A 17551-nucleotide genomic window follows, 5' to 3' on the forward strand; every position below is an offset into this window, starting at 1 on the left:
CATGCAAGACATCCTGATCAACTGGTCCCCGCAAGAGACCCGCGTCGCACTGGTGGAGCATGGCGCGGTCCAGGAACTGCACGTCGAACGGACGCTGGAACGAGGTCTGGTCGGCAATGTCTACCTCGGCAAAGTGTCTCGTGTGCTCCCCGGCATGCAGTCCGCGTTCATCGACATCGGCCTGGAGCGCACCGCGTTCCTGCATGTCGCCGACATCGTGGCGCCTTTCACGCCGGGCTCGCGTGCGAGCACGCAGGCGCCCGAGCGCGACCATCGCCATCAGGGCGCGATCGTGCCCATCGAAAAGCAGGTGTTCGAAGGCCAGTCACTGCTGGTGCAGGTGATCAAGGACCCGATCGGCACCAAGGGCGCGCGGCTGTCCACACAGATCAGCATCGCCGGGCGCCTGCTGGTTTTCTTGCCGCAAGACAACCACATCGGGGTGTCGCAAAAGATTCCGCCGGCGCAGCGCGATGCATTGCGCGCGCGCATGCAGGCCCTGATCGAAGCCGCTGCCGCCGCGGACAGCGGCGGCGCGGTGCCGGCGAACACCGGCGGCTTCATCCTCCGCACCAACGGCGAGGATTCGAGCGACGCCGAACTCGCGGAAGACATCGCCTACCTGCGCAAGACCTGGTCGCGCATTCGCGATTCGTCGTCGAAGCTGCCGGCGATATCGCTGCTGCACCAGGACCTGAGCCTGCTGCAGCGCGTGCTGCGCGACATGACCGTCGAAGACACGCAGACCATTCGCATCGACTCGCGCGAACAGTTCGACGTGCTGCTCAAGTTCGGGCTCGAGTTCATGCCGCAGGCGGCTGGCAAGCTGCAGCACTACAAGGGCGAGCGGCCGATTTTCGACCTGTACTCGGTCGACGAAGAGATTGCCAAGGCGCTGGGCCGCCGCGTCGAGCTCAAGTCGGGCGGCTACCTCGTGGTCGACCAGACCGAGGCGCTTACCACTGTCGACGTGAACACCGGCGGCTTCGTCGGCGCGCGCAATTTCGACGACACGATTTTCAAGACCAACCTCGAAGCAGCCCAGGCCATCGCGCGCCAATTGCGGCTGCGCAACCTGGGCGGCATCGTGATCGTCGACTTCATCGACATGGTGCGCGACGACCACCGCGAGCAGGTGCTGGGCGAGTTCCGTAAACAGCTGGCGCGCGATCGGGTCAAGACCACGGCCGGTGGCTTTTCCCAGTTGGGCCTGGTCGAAATGACGCGCAAGCGCACGCGCGAATCGTTGGCCCACATGCTGTGCGAACCGTGTCTGGCCTGCAGCGGCCAGGGCATCGTCAAGACGGCGCGCAGCGTCGCCTACGACGTGATGCGCGAAATCCTGCGCGAGGCACGGCAGTTCACGCCGCGCGAGTTCCGCATCGTCTCGTCGCCCCAGGTGATCGAGCTGTTCCTCGACGAAGAAAGCCAGCATCTGGCAGGGCTGAGCGACTTCATCGGCAAACCGATCTCGCTGCAGTCGGAGCCCGCCATCGGGCAGGGCCAGTACGACATCGTGCTGCTCTGACGCGCTGCGCTCAGAGCGTCGGTGTTCCGCCTACTGGCGCCGTGCGCATGGCGTTGGTCTGCAGGCGCGCATAGAGCCCGTCGAGTGCCATCAGCTGAGCATGGCTGCCTTGCTCGGCGACACGGCCATGCTCCATCACCACGATGCGATCGGCGTGCTGGATGGTCGAGAGGCGGTGCGCGACGATCAGCGTCGTGCGGCCCTGCATGAGGCGTTGCAGCGCGTCTTGCACCAGGCGCTCGGATTCGGTGTCGAGCGCTGAGGTCGCTTCGTCCAGCAGCAAGATCGGTGCGTCCTTGTAGAGGGCGCGCGCAATCGCCAGGCGTTGTCGCTGGCCGCCTGACAGCTGCGTGGCGTTGTGGCCGAGCACCGTGTCGATGCCTTGGGGCAAGCTGTCGACGTGCGCCTCCAGGTTGGCGGCGGCCACGCATTGCAGCACCCGCTCGCGATCGACTTGCGAGCCGAGGGCGATGTTGGCGGCCAGCGTGTCGTTGAGCATCACGACGTCCTGGCTGACCATCGCGAACTGGGCGCGCAGGCTCTTGAGCTGCCATTCCCGGGTATCGTGACCGTCGAGCAGCACCGTGCCGGCGCTCTGCAAGACAAAGCGTGGCAACAGGTTGACCAGCGTGGTCTTGCCCGAGCCCGAAGGGCCGACGAAGGCCACGATCTCGCCGGGTTCGATGGCCAGTGTCACGCCGTCGATGGCGGCGGCTTCGTCTTCGCCGCGGTAGGTGACGCGCACCTGTTGCAGCGCAATGCGGCCTTCCGAGCGCGCCGCCACGTGCTTGCCTTCCGACTCCGAAGCGACATCGTCGACCAGTGCGAGGCCGCGCTCCAGTGCCGCCAGCCCGCGCGTGATCGGGTTCGCCATGTCGGCCAGGCGACGAATGGGTGCGATGAGCATCAGCATCGCGGTGATGTAGGCCACGAAACCGCCCACGGTGAGACCCTGCTCGCCGCTTTGCCACAGCGCGATCATCACGACGATCGAGAGCGCGACCGAAGCCAGCAACTGGGTGAGCGGCGTCATGGCGGCCGAGGCGATGGTCGATTTCACGGCGAGCCGGTTCAGGCTCTGGCTGAGGCGCTCGAAGCGTTCGGCCTGGCCGGCTTCTGCACCATGCAGCCGCACCACGCGATGTGCCAGCACGTTCTCTTCGACCACATAGGCAAGGTCGTCGGTCGCCTTCTGACCGAGGCGCGTGAGGTGATAGAGGCGCTTGGAGAGCACCTTCATGATCCACGCGACGCCCGGCACCAGCGCGCCGACGATCAGCGTGAGCTTCCAGTTCAGGTAGACGAGATAGGCGAGGAGGGCGATCAGCGTGAAGCCGTCGCGCGACAGGCCCAGCAGGGCCTGCACCAACAACATCGAACCGGTCTGCACTTCGTAGACCACGGTGTTGGAGAGGGCGCTCGCCGACTGCCGCGAGAACAGGGCCAGCTCGGCCGCCAACAGCCGCTCGAAGAGCACGCTGCGCAAGCGCTGCATGCCCTCGTTGGCGATGCGTGCCAGCGCGTACTGGGAAACAAATTGGGCCAGGCCGCGCACCGCGAACAGCATGACGACGGCGGCGGGCACGGTCCAGAGCGCCAGCTGTCCGCGAGAGAAACCGCGGTCGAGCAAAGGCTTGAGGAGCGCTGGCATCAGCGGCTCGGTGAGCGCCGCGACCACCGCCGTGAGGAGACCGATGGCCCACCAGCGCCGCGATCCGCCGAACCATGTCATGAGCCGGGACAACCGGTGCATCAAGGGGCTGCGCACGGGGGCGTCGACAGGGGAAGGCTGCATAGGCGGCGGATTCTACGGGCGGCTACAAACTCGTCCGATCCAGGCTGTTCACCTTTTGTGACGTGGTGCCCGAGGCGTTGTGTACCATGTGGCCTCGCTTCGATCGGGGAAACTTTTGCCCCGGAAACCTCTCCGAACTGCATGAACAAGCCGTTGACTGACCTTTTCCCGACTTCTTCTTCATCGTTCCTCGCCCGCCGCGCATTGATTGCGGCCCTCGCTGCATCCCCCGTCGTTCCCGCGCTGGCCCAGTTCCGCGTCGAGGTGTCGGGCGTGGGCCTGACCCAATTGCCAATTGCGCTGGTGCCCTTCAAGGGCCAGGATGCGTCGCCGCAAAAGATCTCGGCCATCGTCCAGGCCGACCTCGAACGCAGCGGCCAGTTCCGCGGCGTGGATGCCTCCGGCCAGGCGCTCGATGAAGCTTCCCGTCCCGACCTCACCCTGTGGCGTCAGCGCACCGCCGACTCCCTGGTGGTCGGCAGCGTCACGCGACTGGCCGACGGCCGCTACGACGTGCGTTTCCGCTTGTGGGACGTGGTCAAGGGGCAAGACCTCGGTGGCCAGAGCTACACGGTGCCGCAGGGCGATCTGCGCCTCGCGTCGCACCGCATTGCCGACTACGTCTACGAAAAACTCACCGGTGAAAAAGGCATTTTCTCGACGCGCATCGCCTACGTCACCAAGGGTGGCAGCCGCTACAGCCTGTGGGTTGCCGATGCCGATGGCGAGAACGCGCAATCGGCGCTGGCCAGTCCGGAACCCATCATTTCGCCTTGCTGGTCTTCGAACGGCCAGCAACTCGCCTATGTGTCGTTCGAGTCGCGCAAGCCGGTCGTCTACGTGCACAACGTGGCCAGCGGCCAGCGCCGGCTGCTCGCGAACTTCAAAGGTTCGAACAGCGCACCCGCGTGGGCACCGGACGGCAATTCGCTGGCCGTCACACTGACCCGCGACGGCGGATCGCAGCTCTACACGATCGCTGCCAGCGGCGGCGAACCGCGCCGCCTGACACAGAGCAGCAGCATCGACACCGAGCCCGTTTATTCGGCCGATGGCAGCACGATCTTCTTCGTGAGCGACCGTGGCGGTGCGCCGCAGATCTACAAGATGGGCGCCAGCGGCGGCAACCCGACGCGTGTGACGTTCAGCGGCACCTACAACATTTCGCCGTCGATCAGCGCCGATGGCCGGTGGTTGGCCTACATCTCCCGTGTGGGCGGTGCGTTCAAACTCCATGTGATGGAGTTGGCGACGGGGAATGTCAACGCCATCACGGATACCACAGCCGACGAAAGTCCCAGTTTTGCCCCGAACAGCAAGCTGCTCGTCTACGCAACGCAGCTGCAAGGCCGCGAAGCACTGATGACCACGACGCTCGACGGAAAGATAAAAGCGCGACTGGCTGGGCAGGCGGGAGACATTCGGGAACCGGACTGGGGTCCGTTTCAAAAGCAATGATTAACTTGAGGAGTCTGATATGTTGAAACGCACGATTTATTCGCTGGCCATCGTGGCCCTGATTGCCGGTTGCTCGTCGGGCACGAAGCTCAACGACGCACCGGTCACCGACCGCACCGGCGGTGCCGGTTCTCAAGGCGCTGCCAGCGGTGTGGCACCCGTCACCATCGACCCGAATGCGATGAATGCAGCGGGCCCGGTCGGTGTCTCACGCATCGTGTATTTCGACTACGACAGCTACACGGTCAAGCCTGACTTCCAGTCGTTGATCGACGGCCATGCCCGTTTCCTGAAGGCCAGCCCGAACCGTCGCGTGTCGATCGAAGGTCACACCGACGATCGCGGTGGTCGCGAATACAACCTGGCGCTCGGCCAGAAGCGCTCGGAAGCGGTCCGCCGCGCGCTGGCGCTGCTGGGTGTCAACGATGCCCAGATCGAAGCCGTGAGCTTCGGCAAGGAAAAGCCGGCCGTGTCCGGCAGCGGCGAGTCGGTGTGGGCGCAAAACCGCCGCGCCGAGATCACCTACCGTTGATCATGGGTCGATTCGCCATTCGGCACGCGGCGCTGGCGGCCGCGTTGGCTTGCGCATCCTTCGGCGCGCAAGCGGCCCTGTTCGAAGACGACGAAGCGCGCAAGGCGATCCTCGATCTGCGGCAGCGTGTCGAAGCGATGCGTGAAGGGACGAACCAGCGCATCGCCGACGAGAACGGCCAATTGCGGCGCAGCCTCCTCGATCTTCAGAGTCAGATCGAAACGCTGCGGAGCGACATGGCCCGCATGACGGGGCAAAACGAGTTGCTGACCCGTTCCGTGTCCGAGTTGCAGCAGGTTCAAAAAGACGTCGACGAGCGGATGAAGAAGAGCGAACCATCGACCGTCGCGGTTGACGGACGCGAGTTCACTGCGGATCCGCGTGAAAAGGCCGAGTTCGACGCAGCGCTCGGCGTGTTTCGGTCGGGTCAGTTTGCGCAGGCCCAGACGGCGTTCGCGTCGTTCGTGAAGGCGCATCCGCAGAGCGGGTACAACCCGTCGGCGCTGTTCTGGCTGGGCAATGCGCAATATGCGACTCGCAACTACAACGAAGCCATCGCGAATTTCCGCTCGATGTTGTCGTTGGCACCCGACCACGCCAAGGCGCCGGAAGCGGTGCTGTCGATCGCCAATTGCCAGATCGAGCTCAAGGACACCAAGGCCGCTCGCCGGACCCTGGAGGACTTGACCAAGGCCTACCCGCAGTCGGAGGCCGCACAGGCCGGTCGTGAGCGGTTGGCCCGGCTGAAGTAATCCACGCGATCTTGAACGCCGCGCCATTCGATTCGTCGGTTGCAGATGCCGGCCTGGCGCGGCGATTCAGCGGGCTGGAACGCCTCTACGGCGTTGCGGGAGCCTCGCAGATCCGGGCCGCTCACGTGGTCGTCGTGGGCATCGGCGGCGTGGGTTCCTGGGCTGCGGAAGCACTTGCGCGCAGCGGTGTCGGCGCCCTCACGCTTATCGACCTGGATCACATTGCCGAGTCGAACATCAACCGGCAGATCCAGGCGCTCGAATCGACTGTCGGCCAGGCAAAGGTCGAGGCGATGCGGGAACGCATCGCGCTCATCAATCCGGAATGCAAGGTGCTCTCGGTCGATGAATTCGTCGAGCCCGATACCTGGATGGCGACAGTCGGCATGGTCGAGGAGCGCCAAGGCCCGATTACTGCAGTGATCGATGCGTGCGATCAAGTCCGCGCGAAAGTTTCGATGGCTGCGTGGGCGCGCCGAAGCAAGACGGCTTTCATCGTCGCAGGCGCGGCGGGCGGCAAGCGGCTCGCGCATCGGGTCGACATCGAAGACCTTTCGAAAGTCACCCATGACCCGTTGCTCGCGCAAGTGCGTCACCGGCTGCGAAAAGAGCACGGAGCCCCGCGCGATGGCAAGAGGATGAGTGTGGCCTGCGTGTTCAGTCGCGAGAGCGTTGCCGCGCCCGATTCGTCCTGCGCTATCGAGGATGCGGACGGGACCTTGAATTGCCATGGCTACGGCTCGGTGGTCGCGGTAACGGCAACTTTCGGGCAATGCGCAGCGGGTTGGGTGCTGAATGAAATTGCATCCCGTCAGGACGCTATAATTTGAGGCTTTGCTGGATATTGCTTCCCGCAAAGACGGGACGTTAGCTCAGTTGGTAGAGCAGCGGACTTTTAATCCGTTTGTCGTGGGTTCGACCCCCGCACGTCCCACCAAAGTCCTTTGAAAATCCCCGTGTGATCGATCACATGGGGATTTTTTTTGATCCGAAGTCGAACGGGGTTACGGCACAGCACCATAGCCGCTGCACCCACGAAATCCAGTCTTCTCCGGTGCGTACTCAACGCCCGAACTGCTCGGCCCAGGCCAACGCCTCCAGGTGCGCCGCGGTCATCCGCGCGACCGGGATGCCGTAGCGTGCCGACAGGATTTCGAGCGTCGCCTCGTCCGCACTCTCGCAGCCTCTGGCGATGCCCAGGTAACGTGCGAACGGGCCGTCGTTGCGCAACACGGCGTCCGACACCGAAGCCGGCAAGTTCACCAGCGCGAGCGCGTCGGCCAGCGGCATGCCCAGCAGCAAGTCCAGCATCGAGAACATTCCCGTCACGAAGGCCAGGTCGGCTTCGGCCGGCGACAGCGTCCCCAGCGCCAGCAACTCCATCACCCGCCCGCGCACGATCGCCAAGGTGCCGGCTGCCGGTGCCACACTGCCGGCAGCGGTGCTGGCCACCAGCACCGCGGTCCAGCGGAACAGCCGCTTCATGCCGACTGTCAGCACCGCGTGCCGGAACGACCCGATCTCCGTTTTCCTGCCGAAGCCGGCCGAGTTGATGTAGCGCAGCAGCTTGAACGCCACCGTGGGTTCGCGCTTGAGCAGGTCCTCGATCTCATGGATGTCGGCTTCGCGCATGACCATGTTCATGAGGCTGATCAGCGACGCATGGCCCAGCCGGATCGAGCGGTCCGGCGTGGCCGGGGGCTGGGTGAACCACAGCCCTTCATAAAGGGTGACGCCAGCCTCGGCCAGGCACTCGAACTCGGCGGCGGTGCGCACCTGCGTGGCGAACAGGGTGGCCCGGGTACCCGACAGCACGGCGTGGGCGACCGCGGTGGCACGATTGAGTTCGAGTACGCCCATCTCCAGAATCACGAAGGAGGCCAGCGGCACGAAGGCGGCGTACGCCTTGCCGAGCAGGCGGGAGTCGAAGGCCAGCTGGAAGCCCCGGTCGCGCGCGGCCTGCAGCACGGCATGGTCGAGCGGGACGGCTGGCTTGCCGGGCGCGGCGCTCTCCTGGATCTGCAGCACCACGGTGTCCGGGTCCAGCCAGTCGAGTTCGCCTTCGGCCAGTTCCTGACAGGTGCAGCGCACGAAGGTTGGCTTGAGCAGGCGGGATTCGTCTTCGGTCGGATCTTCGTCGGCCACGCCATCGGCATCGGTCGGCTTCGGTCCGCGCAGGGACGGTGCGAGCTGGTAGCCGGCGACGGCGCGATGGTGGTCGACCACCACACGACGAGCGCCCATCGGTGGCCTGCCTCGCACGACGTCGGTAGCGAGTAGCGGGGATTCCTGGATGCGTGTGGACATGGCGACCCCGAGAGAAACCGGAAATGCGTCCGGTGGCGCTTCCTGAGGTTATCGGCGCACTGGGACCGAACTTGAGAGCGGCTGTCCGTCGAACGCCGGTTTGGGCAGACAGTGAACCACCGCCTGCGCCACCATGCGAAGCAACTCGAAGTCGTCGTCGTCCAGCGCGATGGCGTCCGTGTCGAAATGGGAAAGCGTGCCGAGGACCACGCCTTCGGGCGACACGAGCGGGACGGCGTGGTACGAGTTCAGCACGCCCTGGTAAGCGTTGCCGTCGAGCCGGGCGTCCAGTGCGGAGTTGGCCGTTCTGAATTGCCCGTCGCGGATGGCGAACTGGCAAAAGCTCTGGTTATACGGCACCGACTGGAGGCTTGCGGGATAGGGCTCACCGCGCTTGTCGACCACCGCGATGTTCACCAGGCGCTCGGCGTCGGGCAATGCGTAGACCGCGCTGTAGCGATGCGGGATCTGACGATTCAAGACTTCCAGTGCGGCTTCGAGGCCGCGATCGTCGAGCACTTGGCGGAACTCGGCAAAGGTCGTGTTGATGCGGGTGGTCGAACCCAGGGTATGCGGCTGCGCCGCCACTTCGAACTCGACCGGGGCATGAGGAATCCATCGACACACCTCGTCGGCGTGACGCACCGCGAGCGAGTACGTCGCGTACGACTCGCAGCCTTCCATCATGGGGTGCCCGTCGCTGCCATTCATTTGCCAGCGCCAGCGCTGGGCGGCATCGAGAAAAAAAACGATCTGCATGGTGTTCTTCATTTCGAGATTTTCACGCTGGGGGTTCTGGTCGCGATCCATTCGTCCCGGACAGATGCGCACTTTAAATCAGGCCGCAAAAAAAGGCTCCCGCAGGAGCCTTTCGTTTTCTGGCAAGGTTTCAGGCCGCGTCGGCGCCGGGCAGGGTGTGGGCAGAAGACGCGATGGTGGAAAGAAGACCGATCGCGCTGGCACGCAGCAGCTCCGACTTCAACGCGCCTTCGAGCATGCTGCGCGCCGTTTCTGGCTGCTCGTGGTCGTAACCCTCGTCCAGTTCGCAGTGCAGGTAATAGTCGACGCGCGCCATCAATCGTTCGATGGACGCGTTCATGTCTGCCTCGTTCATTTCGTTCCTCCCGTTGGACTCCGCCCCTGAAGGCGTCCCGGCTCCCTGATTTGTTTATCGCGCATCGCCATTCTGCGAGTGGATGCAGTTTAGACGCAGTGTGTGGTGCGGCCAGCCGGTCCGGCAATAGTGCATCGCACGCCCTCGGTCGGTCGATGCGAGGGAGGAAGCGGTCAACCAATCCGGAAGCGGCCCAGCATGCGTCGCACGGAGGTCAGCCTCGGGGCGTCCGCGCGGGTGGCTTCGACGGCCGGCAGCGCATGGGCAGGCGGGGGCAGCTGATGGTTCACTGCCCGGGCCACCTTCACGCAGTCCTTGATGTGCTGCTCGCCCAGGGCTCGCAGCGCTGCGTAGCCGAGCGCTGCCGAGACGATCTGCCCCGCGAGTGGCACGTACTTGGTCGCCTGCTTCGCGGTCAGCCGCATGCCGGCGTGCTTGGCCAGGCGCAGCAAAAGATCGCGGGTCACCAGCCGGCCCACCAGCAGCGCACCGACGGCCGTGGCGGCCTTCTGGATGCGCTCGCGCTTGTGGGGGGCCAGGTGTTCGACCTGCTTGACCGACAACCCGAACTCCGCACTGATTTCGGGGATGAGCTTCGAGAGCAAGGCCGCATCGGCTGCCCAGTCCACGCCCGGCAACGGCACCGCACTGGCCGCGGCTGACAGCAGCGCCTTGCGCCCCAGCAGTTTGCGGCTGCGCTGGATGGCGACCAGCAGCCGTGGATCGCCTCCGGCCAGCTCGATGGAAGACGGCATGGGGACTTCTCCTGATCAGGCGACCAGCGCCTCGAGTTCGCCCGACACGGCCATCCACCGTTCTTCGAGCGTACCGATTTCTTCGTTGATCGCCTTCAGGCGCTTGCCCGCTTCGGCGAGGTCCAGGGGCGGCAGACTGTGCGCCAGGCGCGCCTCGAGTACCGCTTTTTCAGTGCCAACGGCGACCAGGCGCTCGTCGATCTTCGCGATCTCGCGCTGCAGCGGCTTGAGGTCGGGCTTCTTGCCGGCAGAGGCGTCGCCACCGGTCGACACAATCGGCTTGACTGCAGTCGAAGTCGAAGCCGAAGCCTGCCGCGTCGCGACCTTGGCTTCTTCGCGCTGGCGTTTGGCTTCGTCCAGCAGATAGCGCTGGTAGTCGTCCAGGTCGCCGTCGAAGTCGGTGACGGCGCCGCGTCCCACCATCCAGAATTCGTCGCACACCGAACGCAGCAGCGCACGGTCGTGGCTCACCAGCATGAGCGTGCCTTCGAACTCGTTGAGCGCCACGGCCAGCGCCTCGCGGGTGGCGAGGTCCAGGTGATTGGTGGGCTCGTCCAGCAGCAGCAGGTTGGGGCGCTGCCAGACCATCATGGCCAGCACCAGTCGCGCCTTTTCGCCGCCGCTCATCGTGCCAACCGCCTGCCGGACCATGTCGCCGCTGAAATTGAAGCTGCCCAGGAAGCCGCGCAGTGCTTGCTCGCCCGTACCTTCTTTCGGCGCATTGCCGGCGGCGGTGGCGTCGCGCGCAAGGCGCACCATGTGCTCCAGCGGGTTGTCCTGCGGGCGCAGCACATCGAGTTCCTGCTGCGCGAAGTAGCCGATGTTGAGACCCTTGCCCTCGGTGACTTCGCCAGCGAGCGCGCCCATTTCGCGCGCGATGGTCTTCACCAACGTCGACTTGCCTTGGCCGTTGGCGCCCAGGATGCCGATGCGTTGGCCGCCCTGCACCGAGCGGCTCACGCCGGTCAGGATGGTCTTCGCGGGCTCACCCTCGGGCTGGTAGCCGAAGCTCGCACCGCTGATCGACAGCATCGGATTCGGGATGTTGCCCGGCTCCTTGAACTCGAAAGTGAAGTCGGCCTCGGCCAGCAGCGGCGCGACCTTCTCCATGCGCTCCAGCGCCTTCACGCGGCTCTGCGCCTGCTTGGCCTTGCTGGCCTTCGCCTTGAAGCGGTCGATGAACTTCTGCAGGTGCGCGATCTTGTCCTGCTGCTTGGAGAAGGCCGTCTGTTGCAGCGCCATCTGTTCGGCGCGCAGCAGTTCGAACGTGCTGTAGTTGCCGCCGTAGCGGGTGAGCTGGGCGTTGGCGATGTGCAGCGTCACGTCGGTCACTGCATCCAGGAACTCGCGATCGTGGCTGATCACGATCATCGTGCCGGCGTACTTCTGCAGCCAGGCTTCAAGCCAGACGAGCGCGTCCAGGTCCAGGTGATTGGTGGGTTCGTCGAGCAGCAGCAAGTCGCTCGGGCACATCAGGGCACGCGCGAGTTGCAGGCGCATGCGCCAGCCGCCGGAGAAGCTGTTGACCGGTTCATCGAGCTCGTGCGACTTGAAGCCGAGGCCGAGGATCAGCGCCTGAGCGCGCGGCACCGCGTCGTGCTCGCCGGCGTCGGCCAGGTCGGTGTAAGCATGCGCGAGTTCCATGCCGACGTCGGCATCTTCGGGGTTGGCTTCGTAGGCGGCCTCGATGGCCGCGAGCGTGGCGCGCAATTCGACCAAGCGGGTGTCGCCACCCACCACGAAATCGGTGGCCGCTTCCTCGGTTTCCGGCATGTCCTGCGCGACCTGCGCCATGCGCCACTGCTTCGGCACATAGAAATCGCCGCCGTCTTCGTGGATCGAGCCGTTGAAGAGTGCGAACAGCGTCGACTTGCCCGCACCGTTGCGGCCCACGAGCCCGACCTTTTCGCCGGGGTTGAGGGTGACGGTGGCGCCGTCGAGCAGCTTCTTGGCGCTGCGACGCAGGATGACGTTCTTGAGAGTGATCATGAGGAAAAAGTTGGGGCCAGCGCCTCGCGCGTGACCAGCAGCACCTGGTCTTCGCCGGCGCTGGTGTCGAGCCACACCGCTTCGAGCTGCGGGAACGCAGCTTCGAAATGGGGGCGTTCGTTGCCGATTTCCAGTACCAGCACGCTGCGTTCACTCATGTGGGCAGGCGCGTCGGTGAAAAGAGTGCGGATGAAATCCATGCCGTCGGCGCCGCCGGCCAGCGCCAGCGCCGGCTCGGCAAGGTACTCGGCGGGCAGGGCGGCCATGCTGGCGGCGTTGACGTAGGGCGGGTTGCAAAGGATGAGGTCGTACGGGCCGCGCACGCGGGTGAGGCCGTCGGATTGGATCAGCGTGACGCGCGCGTCGAGATCATGCCGGGTGACGTTGATGGCCGCTACCTGCAACGCGTCGATCGAGAGGTCGGCCGCATCGATGGCGATGTCGGGGTAGGTCAGGGCGGCGATCACCGCCAGGCTGCCATTGCCGGTGCACAGGTCGAGGACGCGCCGGGTGTGCGCGCCGAGCCAGTAGTCGATGCTGCCCTCGACGAGCAATTCGGCGATGAAACTGCGCGGCACGATGGCGCGCTCGTCCACGAAAAACGAAACGCCTTGCAGCCAGGCTTCTTTGGTGAGGTAGGCGGCGGGCTTGCGCGTCTCGATGCGCTCGGCCAGGAGCGCGGCAACCTTGGCGGCGTCCGGGGGCGCGACGGGTTGGTCCGCGGCGGCGTCGATGTCGTCGATCTCAAAGCCCAGGCGCCACAGCACGAGCCAGGCCGCTTCGTCGAAGGCGTTGTCGGTGCCGTGCCCGAACGCCACGCCCGCGTCGACCAGTTGCTGTGCGCCGGCCTCGATCAGTTCGATGACGGTGCTCATTGCAGCCCGTTCAGCCGCTCAAGCGTGCGCCGATAGATGTTCTTCAGCGTCTCGATCGAGGCCACGTCGATGTGCTCGTCGATCTTGTGGATGCTGGCGTTGACGGGGCCGAGCTCGATCACCTGCTTGCAGATCCTGGCGATGAACCGCGCGTCGCTGGTGCCGCCGCTGGTCGACAGCTCGGTCGTGAAGCCGGTCTCGTCGGTGATGGCCGCCTGCACGGCTTCGACCAGCTCGCCCGGCGTGGTCAGGAAGGGCAGGCCGCCCACCGTCCATCGGAGGTCATGGTCGACGCCGTGCGCATCGAGCACCGCCACGACGCGGCGCTGCAGCGCCTCGGGCGTCGACTCGGTCGAGAAGCGGAAGTTGAAATCGACCACCGCGCTGCCTGGGATCACGTTGCTGGCGCCTGTACCCGCATGGATGTTGCTGATCTGCCAGCTTGTCGGCTGAAAATAGGCATTGCCAGCGTCCCAGCCACCCGCCGCGTTGATGGCCACGAGCTCGGCCAGCGCGGGCGCGAAGGCATGCACCGGGTTCTTCGCCAGGTGCGGGTAGGCGATGTGGCCCTGCACGCCCTTGACGGTGAGCTTGCCGCTCATCGTGCCGCGCCGGCCGTTCTTGATCATGTCGCCGCAGCGCTCGACGGCGGTCGGCTCGCCGACGATGCAGTAGTCGACGGTTTCATTGCGCGCCGACAGGGTGTCGCAAACGATCACGGTGCCGTCGACGGCCGGACCTTCCTCGTCGCTGGTGAGCAGCAGCGCGAGGTTGAGCTTCGGGTCGGGCGTTGTTTCGAGGAACTCTTCGATCGCGACCACGAAGGCGGCGATCGAAGTCTTCATGTCGCACGCGCCGCGTCCGTACAGCTTGCCGTCGCGGTGCGTGGGGGTGAAGGGGTGGCTGGTCCACTGCTCGACCGGGCCGGTCGGCACGACATCGGTGTGCCCTGCGAAAGCGAGGGTCTTGCGCGTTTTCTGGCTGGCACCTGCGGGGGCCGCCAATCGCTTAGCCCACAGATTGGTGACCCTGAGATCAGCGGGCCCGCTTTCAAGGGTTTCCAGCGTGAAGCCGAGCGCTGTCAGCCGTGCGCCCAGGATGGTCTGGCAGCCCGCGTCATCGGGCGTGACAGAGGGGCGCGAAATGAGGTGTTCGGCGAGCTGGAGCGTTCGGGACATCGAAAAATGGGAGGGTCAGAACTTCACGTCGAGCGTGATGTCGGTGAAGGTGGGTTCGTCCACCTGGTCGAGCAGCGCGCGTTCGTCGGCCGGGGCGGGCGGCGCGGTGCGGTTTTGCAGGCGCCACATCAGGTTGGTCGGCGAATCGGCTTGCGACAGGCCTTCGGCCCGCGTGACCCGCTCGTCGTTGATCAGCCGTGCGATGTCTTCCTCGAAGGTTTGCGATCCCTGCGCCATCGATTGCTCCATGGCTTCCTTGACGGCCGTGAAGTCGCCTTTTTCGATGAGTTCAGCGACCAGCGCGGTGTTCAGCATCACTTCGAGCGCGGGCACCCGGCTGCCGCTCGGCGTGCGCAACAGGCGTTGTGCCACGATGGCGCGGAGTGCGCTGCCGAGGTCGCCCAGCAGCGTGCCGCGCACTTCGACCGGGTAGAAGCTCAGGATGCGGTTGAGCGCGCGATAGCTGTTGTTGGCGTGCAGCGTGGCCACGCAGAGGTGGCCCGACTGCGCGTAGGCGATGGCGGCCGTCATGGTTTCGCGGTCACGAATCTCGCCGATCTGGATCACATCGGGCGCCTGGCGCAGCGCGTTCTTCAGGGCGACCTGAAGCGATTGCGTGTCGCTGCCGACGTCGCGCTGGTTCACCATCGATTTCTTGTTCGTATAGGTGAACTCGATCGGCTCTTCGACCGTCAGGATGTGGCCCGACGCGTTCTCGTTGCGGTAGTCGAGCATCGAGGCGAGCGTCGTGGTCTTGCCCGCGCCCGTGGCGCCCACCATCAGGATCAGCCCGCGCTTTTCCATGATGAGCGTCTTCAGGATGTCGGGCAGGTTCAGGTCGCCAAAGCTCGGGATGACCGACGCGATGTGCCGGATCACCACCGCGTACGTGCCGCGCTGGCGCATGGCGCTGATGCGGTAGTTGCCGGCGCCTTCCAGCGCAATCGCCATGTTCAGCTCGCCCATGCGCTCCAGTTCTGCGATGCGGCTTTCGTGCACCACCTCCGCCAGCAGGTTGAGCGGCGCTTCAGCCGGCAAAATCTGCGCGTTGATCGGCAGGCAATTCCCGTTGATCCGGATCAGCGCGGGCGAATGCGCCGAGAGGTAGATGTCGGACGCTTTGCGTTCGGCCATCAGGCGAAGAATTCGCTCCATCGTTCCGACCATCGGGATCTCCTAGGTTGTTGTGGTGAAAGCCGTCTGCCGCCGTCGACTGCCGCGATCAGTCGCGCAGCAGATCGTTGAGCGACGTGGTCGAACGCGTCTTGGCGTCCACCTTCTTCATGATGATGGCGGCGTAGGTGCTGTACTTGCCGCCCGGCTTGGGCAGGTTGCCGGCCACGACCACCGAGCCGGCCGGCACGCGGCCGTAGCTCACCGAGTCGGTGGCGCGGTCGTAGATCGGCGTGCTCTGGCCGATGAAAACGCCCATCGACAGCACCGAGTTTTCTTCGATCACGACGCCTTCGACCACCTCGGAGCGCGCGCCGATGAAGCAGTTGTCCTCGATGATGGTGGGGCCGGCCTGCAGCGGCTCGAGCACGCCGCCGATGCCGACGCCACCCGACAGGTGGCAATTGGCACCGATCTGCGCGCAGGAACCCACGGTGGCCCAGGTGTCGACCATCGTGCCTTCACCGACATAGGCGCCGATGTTCACGTAGCTGGGCATCAGGATCGCGCCCTTGGCGATGTAGCTGCCGCGGCGGGCCACGGCCGGCGGCACGATGCGCACGCCGGCTTCCTTGAGTTCGGCGGCCGACAGGTGCGAGAACTTGGTCTGCACCTTGTCGTAGAAGCCGAGCGAACCGGCCTGGATCTGTTCGTTGTCCTTCAGGCGGAACGACAGCAGCACGGCTTTCTTGATCCACTGGTGCACCGTCCACTGGCCGACGGATTCGCGCGTGGCCACGCGCAGCTTGCCGTTGTTGAGTTCGGAGATGACATGTTCGACGGCTTCGCGCACCTCGGCGGAGGCCTGGGCGGGGGACAGGTTGGCGCGGTCTTCCCACGCGGCGTCGATGGTCTGCTGAAGTTGTTGCGTCATGAGGAAATGTCTTTACGGATGAACTGAACGATGCGCCCGGCGGCTTCGACGCACTCGGCGGTGCTGGCCACCAGGGCCATGCGGATGCGTCCACGTCCCGGGTTGGCGCCACGCGAATCGCGTGCCAGATAGCTGCCGGGCAGGACCGTCACATTGTATTGAGCGTAGAGCGCGCGGGTGAAAGCTTCGTCGTCGCCACCCCACGCGTCCGGCACGCCGGCCCAGAGATAGAAGCTGGCGTCGGGCAGGCGAACGTCGAGCACCGCTTCGAGCATCGGGGTGACGGTGGCGAACTTGGCCCTGTACAGCGCGCGGTTCTCCACCACATGCGCTTCGTCGTTCCAGGCCGCGATGCTGGCCGAGGCGACGGTTCCGCTCATCGCCGAGCCGTGGTAGGTGCGGTACAGCAGGAAGTTCTTGATGATGGCGGCGTCGCCCGCCACGAAGCCGCTGCGCAGGCCCGGCACGTTGCTGCGCTTGGACAGCGAGGTCAGTGCGATCAGGTTCCTGTAGCCCTCGCGACCCAGCTTGTCGGACGCTTCCAGGCCACCGAGCGGCGGCTCGTCGCGGAAATAGATTTCGCTGTAGCACTCGTCGGACGCGATCACGAAGCCATAGCGGTCTGACAAGGCGAAGAGCTTGCGCCATTCGTCGAGCGGCATCACCGCGCCGGTCGGGTTGCCGGGCGAGCACACGAAGACCAGCTGCGTCCGCGCCCAGACTTCCGCCGCCACGCCGTCCCAATCGACCGCGAAATTGCGCCCGGCAACGCTCGGCACGTAGTGCACGTCGGCGCCGGCCAGCAGGGCCGCGCCTTCGTAGATTTGATAGAACGGATTGGGCGAGACCACGACGGGTTGGGGCGAAACGCTCGAATCCACCACCGTCTGCGTCAACGCGAACAGCGCCTCGCGGGTGCCGCTCACCGGCAGCACCTGCGTGGCGGGGTCGAGCTTCAGGCCATAGCGGCGGTCGAGCCAGCCGGTGAACGCGGCGCGCAATTCCGGCGCGCCTGCCGTCGCCGGGTACGCGGCCAGGGCGCCGAGGCTTTCGGTCAGCGCGTCCTTGATGAACTGCGGTGTCGGGTGCTTGGGCTCACCGATGCCGAGGCTGATCGGCTTGTACGCCGCGTCGGGCGTCACGCCTGCAAAGAGCTGTTTCAGGCGCTCGAACGGATACGGCTGGAGCCGGGAGAGCAGGGGATTCATGCGGTGAATTATC

At 65.4% G+C, this 17551-nt stretch carries 16 protein-coding genes and 1 tRNA gene; 6 read left to right on the top strand and 11 right to left on the bottom strand.

The features are described from left to right. Nucleotide 1: 1 nt before the first annotated feature. Nucleotides 2-1528 (top strand): ribonuclease G, encoded by a 1527-nt coding sequence (gene rng / locus AX767_RS19310; RefSeq protein ID WP_068632799.1) that lies wholly within the window; start codon nt 2-4, stop codon nt 1526-1528. A 10-nt stretch (nt 1529-1538) separates the two neighbouring features. Here the strand turns inward: rng and msbA are convergent, their stop codons facing one another. Then, nucleotides 1539-3323 carry a lipid A export permease/ATP-binding protein MsbA gene (gene msbA, locus AX767_RS19315; RefSeq protein WP_068632800.1) on the bottom strand — a complete coding sequence of 595 codons (1785 nt, stop codon included), beginning with the start codon at nt 3321-3323 and terminating at the stop codon, nt 1539-1541. A gap of 141 nt (nt 3324-3464) precedes the next feature. Here msbA and tolB point away from each other — a divergent pair, with 141 nt between their 5' ends. The 5 genes from tolB (at nt 3465) to AX767_RS19340 (ending at nt 7002) form a co-directional block, all read left to right on the top strand. Then, complete coding sequence (tolB, locus tag AX767_RS19320; RefSeq protein ID WP_443082756.1) at nt 3465-4781, top strand: Tol-Pal system beta propeller repeat protein TolB; 1317 nt, start codon at nt 3465-3467, stop codon at nt 4779-4781. Nucleotides 4782-4800: 19 nt separating this feature from the next. After that, on the top strand, nt 4801-5313 hold the full coding sequence (gene pal, locus AX767_RS19325; RefSeq protein WP_068632802.1) for a peptidoglycan-associated lipoprotein Pal: 513 nt from the start codon (nt 4801-4803) through the stop codon (nt 5311-5313). Between the two features lie 2 nt (nt 5314-5315). Beyond that, nucleotides 5316-6065, top strand: a complete 750-nt coding sequence (gene ybgF / locus AX767_RS19330) for a tol-pal system protein YbgF (protein ID WP_068632803.1) — start codon at nt 5316-5318, stop codon at nt 6063-6065. An 11-nt stretch (nt 6066-6076) separates the two neighbouring features. Next, complete coding sequence (locus AX767_RS19335; protein ID WP_082755083.1) at nt 6077-6895, top strand: tRNA threonylcarbamoyladenosine dehydratase; 819 nt, start codon at nt 6077-6079, stop codon at nt 6893-6895. Between the two features lie 31 nt (nt 6896-6926). Continuing rightward, nucleotides 6927-7002 (top strand) — tRNA-Lys (locus tag AX767_RS19340). A 125-nt stretch (nt 7003-7127) separates the two neighbouring features. Here the strand turns inward: AX767_RS19340 and AX767_RS19345 are convergent. The 10 genes from AX767_RS19345 to dapC all read right to left on the bottom strand — a co-directional run bounded on the left by AX767_RS19345 (nt 7128) and on the right by dapC (nt 17538). After that, nucleotides 7128-8372, bottom strand: a complete 1245-nt coding sequence (locus AX767_RS19345; protein ID WP_082755084.1) for an EAL and HDOD domain-containing protein — start codon at nt 8370-8372, stop codon at nt 7128-7130. Nucleotides 8373-8420: 48 nt separating this feature from the next. Beyond that, a complete protein-coding gene (locus tag AX767_RS19350) occupies nt 8421-9131 on the bottom strand; it encodes a GAF domain-containing protein (RefSeq protein ID WP_168164843.1) in 711 nt (236 codons plus the stop codon). A 130-nt stretch (nt 9132-9261) separates the two neighbouring features. After that, on the bottom strand, nt 9262-9486 hold the full coding sequence (locus AX767_RS19355; RefSeq protein WP_068632807.1) for a hypothetical protein: 225 nt from the start codon (nt 9484-9486) through the stop codon (nt 9262-9264). Nucleotides 9487-9659: 173 nt separating this feature from the next. Further along, entirely contained in the window at nt 9660-10241 is a 582-nt protein-coding gene (locus tag AX767_RS19360; protein ID WP_237288498.1) for a hypothetical protein, read from the bottom strand. 15 nt (nt 10242-10256) lie between these two features. After that, complete coding sequence (locus tag AX767_RS19365) at nt 10257-12230, bottom strand: ABC-F family ATP-binding cassette domain-containing protein (RefSeq protein ID WP_068632808.1); 1974 nt, start codon at nt 12228-12230, stop codon at nt 10257-10259. Continuing rightward, nucleotides 12227-13105, bottom strand: a complete 879-nt coding sequence (gene prmB, locus AX767_RS19370) for a 50S ribosomal protein L3 N(5)-glutamine methyltransferase (protein WP_068632809.1) — start codon at nt 13103-13105, stop codon at nt 12227-12229. Before prmB ends, AX767_RS19365 begins: the two co-directional genes overlap by 4 nt. Then, nucleotides 13102-14283 carry a succinyl-diaminopimelate desuccinylase gene (gene dapE / locus AX767_RS19375; protein ID WP_068632810.1) on the bottom strand — a complete coding sequence of 394 codons (1182 nt, stop codon included), beginning with the start codon at nt 14281-14283 and terminating at the stop codon, nt 13102-13104. Before dapE ends, prmB begins: the two co-directional genes overlap by 4 nt. 15 nt (nt 14284-14298) lie before the next feature. Further along, nucleotides 14299-15450 carry a PilT/PilU family type 4a pilus ATPase gene (locus tag AX767_RS19380; protein ID WP_068632811.1) on the bottom strand — a complete coding sequence of 384 codons (1152 nt, stop codon included), beginning with the start codon at nt 15448-15450 and terminating at the stop codon, nt 14299-14301. 55 nt (nt 15451-15505) lie between these two features. After that, the gene (gene dapD / locus AX767_RS19385; protein WP_068632812.1) at nt 15506-16330 is read right to left on the bottom strand and encodes a 2,3,4,5-tetrahydropyridine-2,6-dicarboxylate N-succinyltransferase; all 825 of its coding nucleotides are present in this window, start codon (nt 16328-16330) and stop codon (nt 15506-15508) included. Beyond that, complete coding sequence (gene dapC, locus AX767_RS19390; protein WP_068632813.1) at nt 16327-17538, bottom strand: succinyldiaminopimelate transaminase; 1212 nt, start codon at nt 17536-17538, stop codon at nt 16327-16329. The genes dapD and dapC overlap by 4 nt, the downstream gene beginning before the upstream one ends. Nucleotides 17539-17551 lie beyond the last annotated feature (13 nt).

The organism is Variovorax sp. PAMC 28711, from assembly GCF_001577265.1.
In the GTDB taxonomy this organism is placed as follows: Bacteria; Pseudomonadota; Gammaproteobacteria; order Burkholderiales; family Burkholderiaceae_C; genus Variovorax.

Coding starts and splice junctions, on each gene's coding strand:
- pal (WP_068632802.1), top strand. CDS start 4,801: ATGTTGAAACGCACGATTTATTCGCTGGCCATCGTGGCCCTGATTGCC.
- AX767_RS19380 (WP_068632811.1), bottom strand. CDS start 15,450: ATGGTCGGAACGATGGAGCGAATTCTTCGCCTGATGGCCGAACGCAAA.
- AX767_RS19365 (WP_068632808.1), bottom strand. CDS start 12,230: ATGATCACTCTCAAGAACGTCATCCTGCGTCGCAGCGCCAAGAAGCTG.
- dapC (WP_068632813.1), bottom strand. CDS start 17,538: ATGAATCCCCTGCTCTCCCGGCTCCAGCCGTATCCGTTCGAGCGCCTG.
- prmB (WP_068632809.1), bottom strand. CDS start 13,105: ATGAGCACCGTCATCGAACTGATCGAGGCCGGCGCACAGCAACTGGTC.
- dapD (WP_068632812.1), bottom strand. CDS start 16,330: ATGACGCAACAACTTCAGCAGACCATCGACGCCGCGTGGGAAGACCGC.
- AX767_RS19345 (WP_082755084.1), bottom strand. CDS start 8,372: ATGTCCACACGCATCCAGGAATCCCCGCTACTCGCTACCGACGTCGTG.
- AX767_RS19355 (WP_068632807.1), bottom strand. CDS start 9,486: ATGAACGAGGCAGACATGAACGCGTCCATCGAACGATTGATGGCGCGC.
- dapE (WP_068632810.1), bottom strand. CDS start 14,283: ATGTCCCGAACGCTCCAGCTCGCCGAACACCTCATTTCGCGCCCCTCT.
- tolB (WP_443082756.1), top strand. CDS start 3,465: ATGAACAAGCCGTTGACTGACCTTTTCCCGACTTCTTCTTCATCGTTC.
- rng (WP_068632799.1), top strand. CDS start 2: ATGCAAGACATCCTGATCAACTGGTCCCCGCAAGAGACCCGCGTCGCA.
- AX767_RS19350 (WP_168164843.1), bottom strand. CDS start 9,131: ATGCAGATCGTTTTTTTTCTCGATGCCGCCCAGCGCTGGCGCTGGCAA.
- AX767_RS19360 (WP_237288498.1), bottom strand. CDS start 10,241: ATGCCGTCTTCCATCGAGCTGGCCGGAGGCGATCCACGGCTGCTGGTC.
- msbA (WP_068632800.1), bottom strand. CDS start 3,323: ATGCAGCCTTCCCCTGTCGACGCCCCCGTGCGCAGCCCCTTGATGCAC.
- ybgF (WP_068632803.1), top strand. CDS start 5,316: ATGGGTCGATTCGCCATTCGGCACGCGGCGCTGGCGGCCGCGTTGGCT.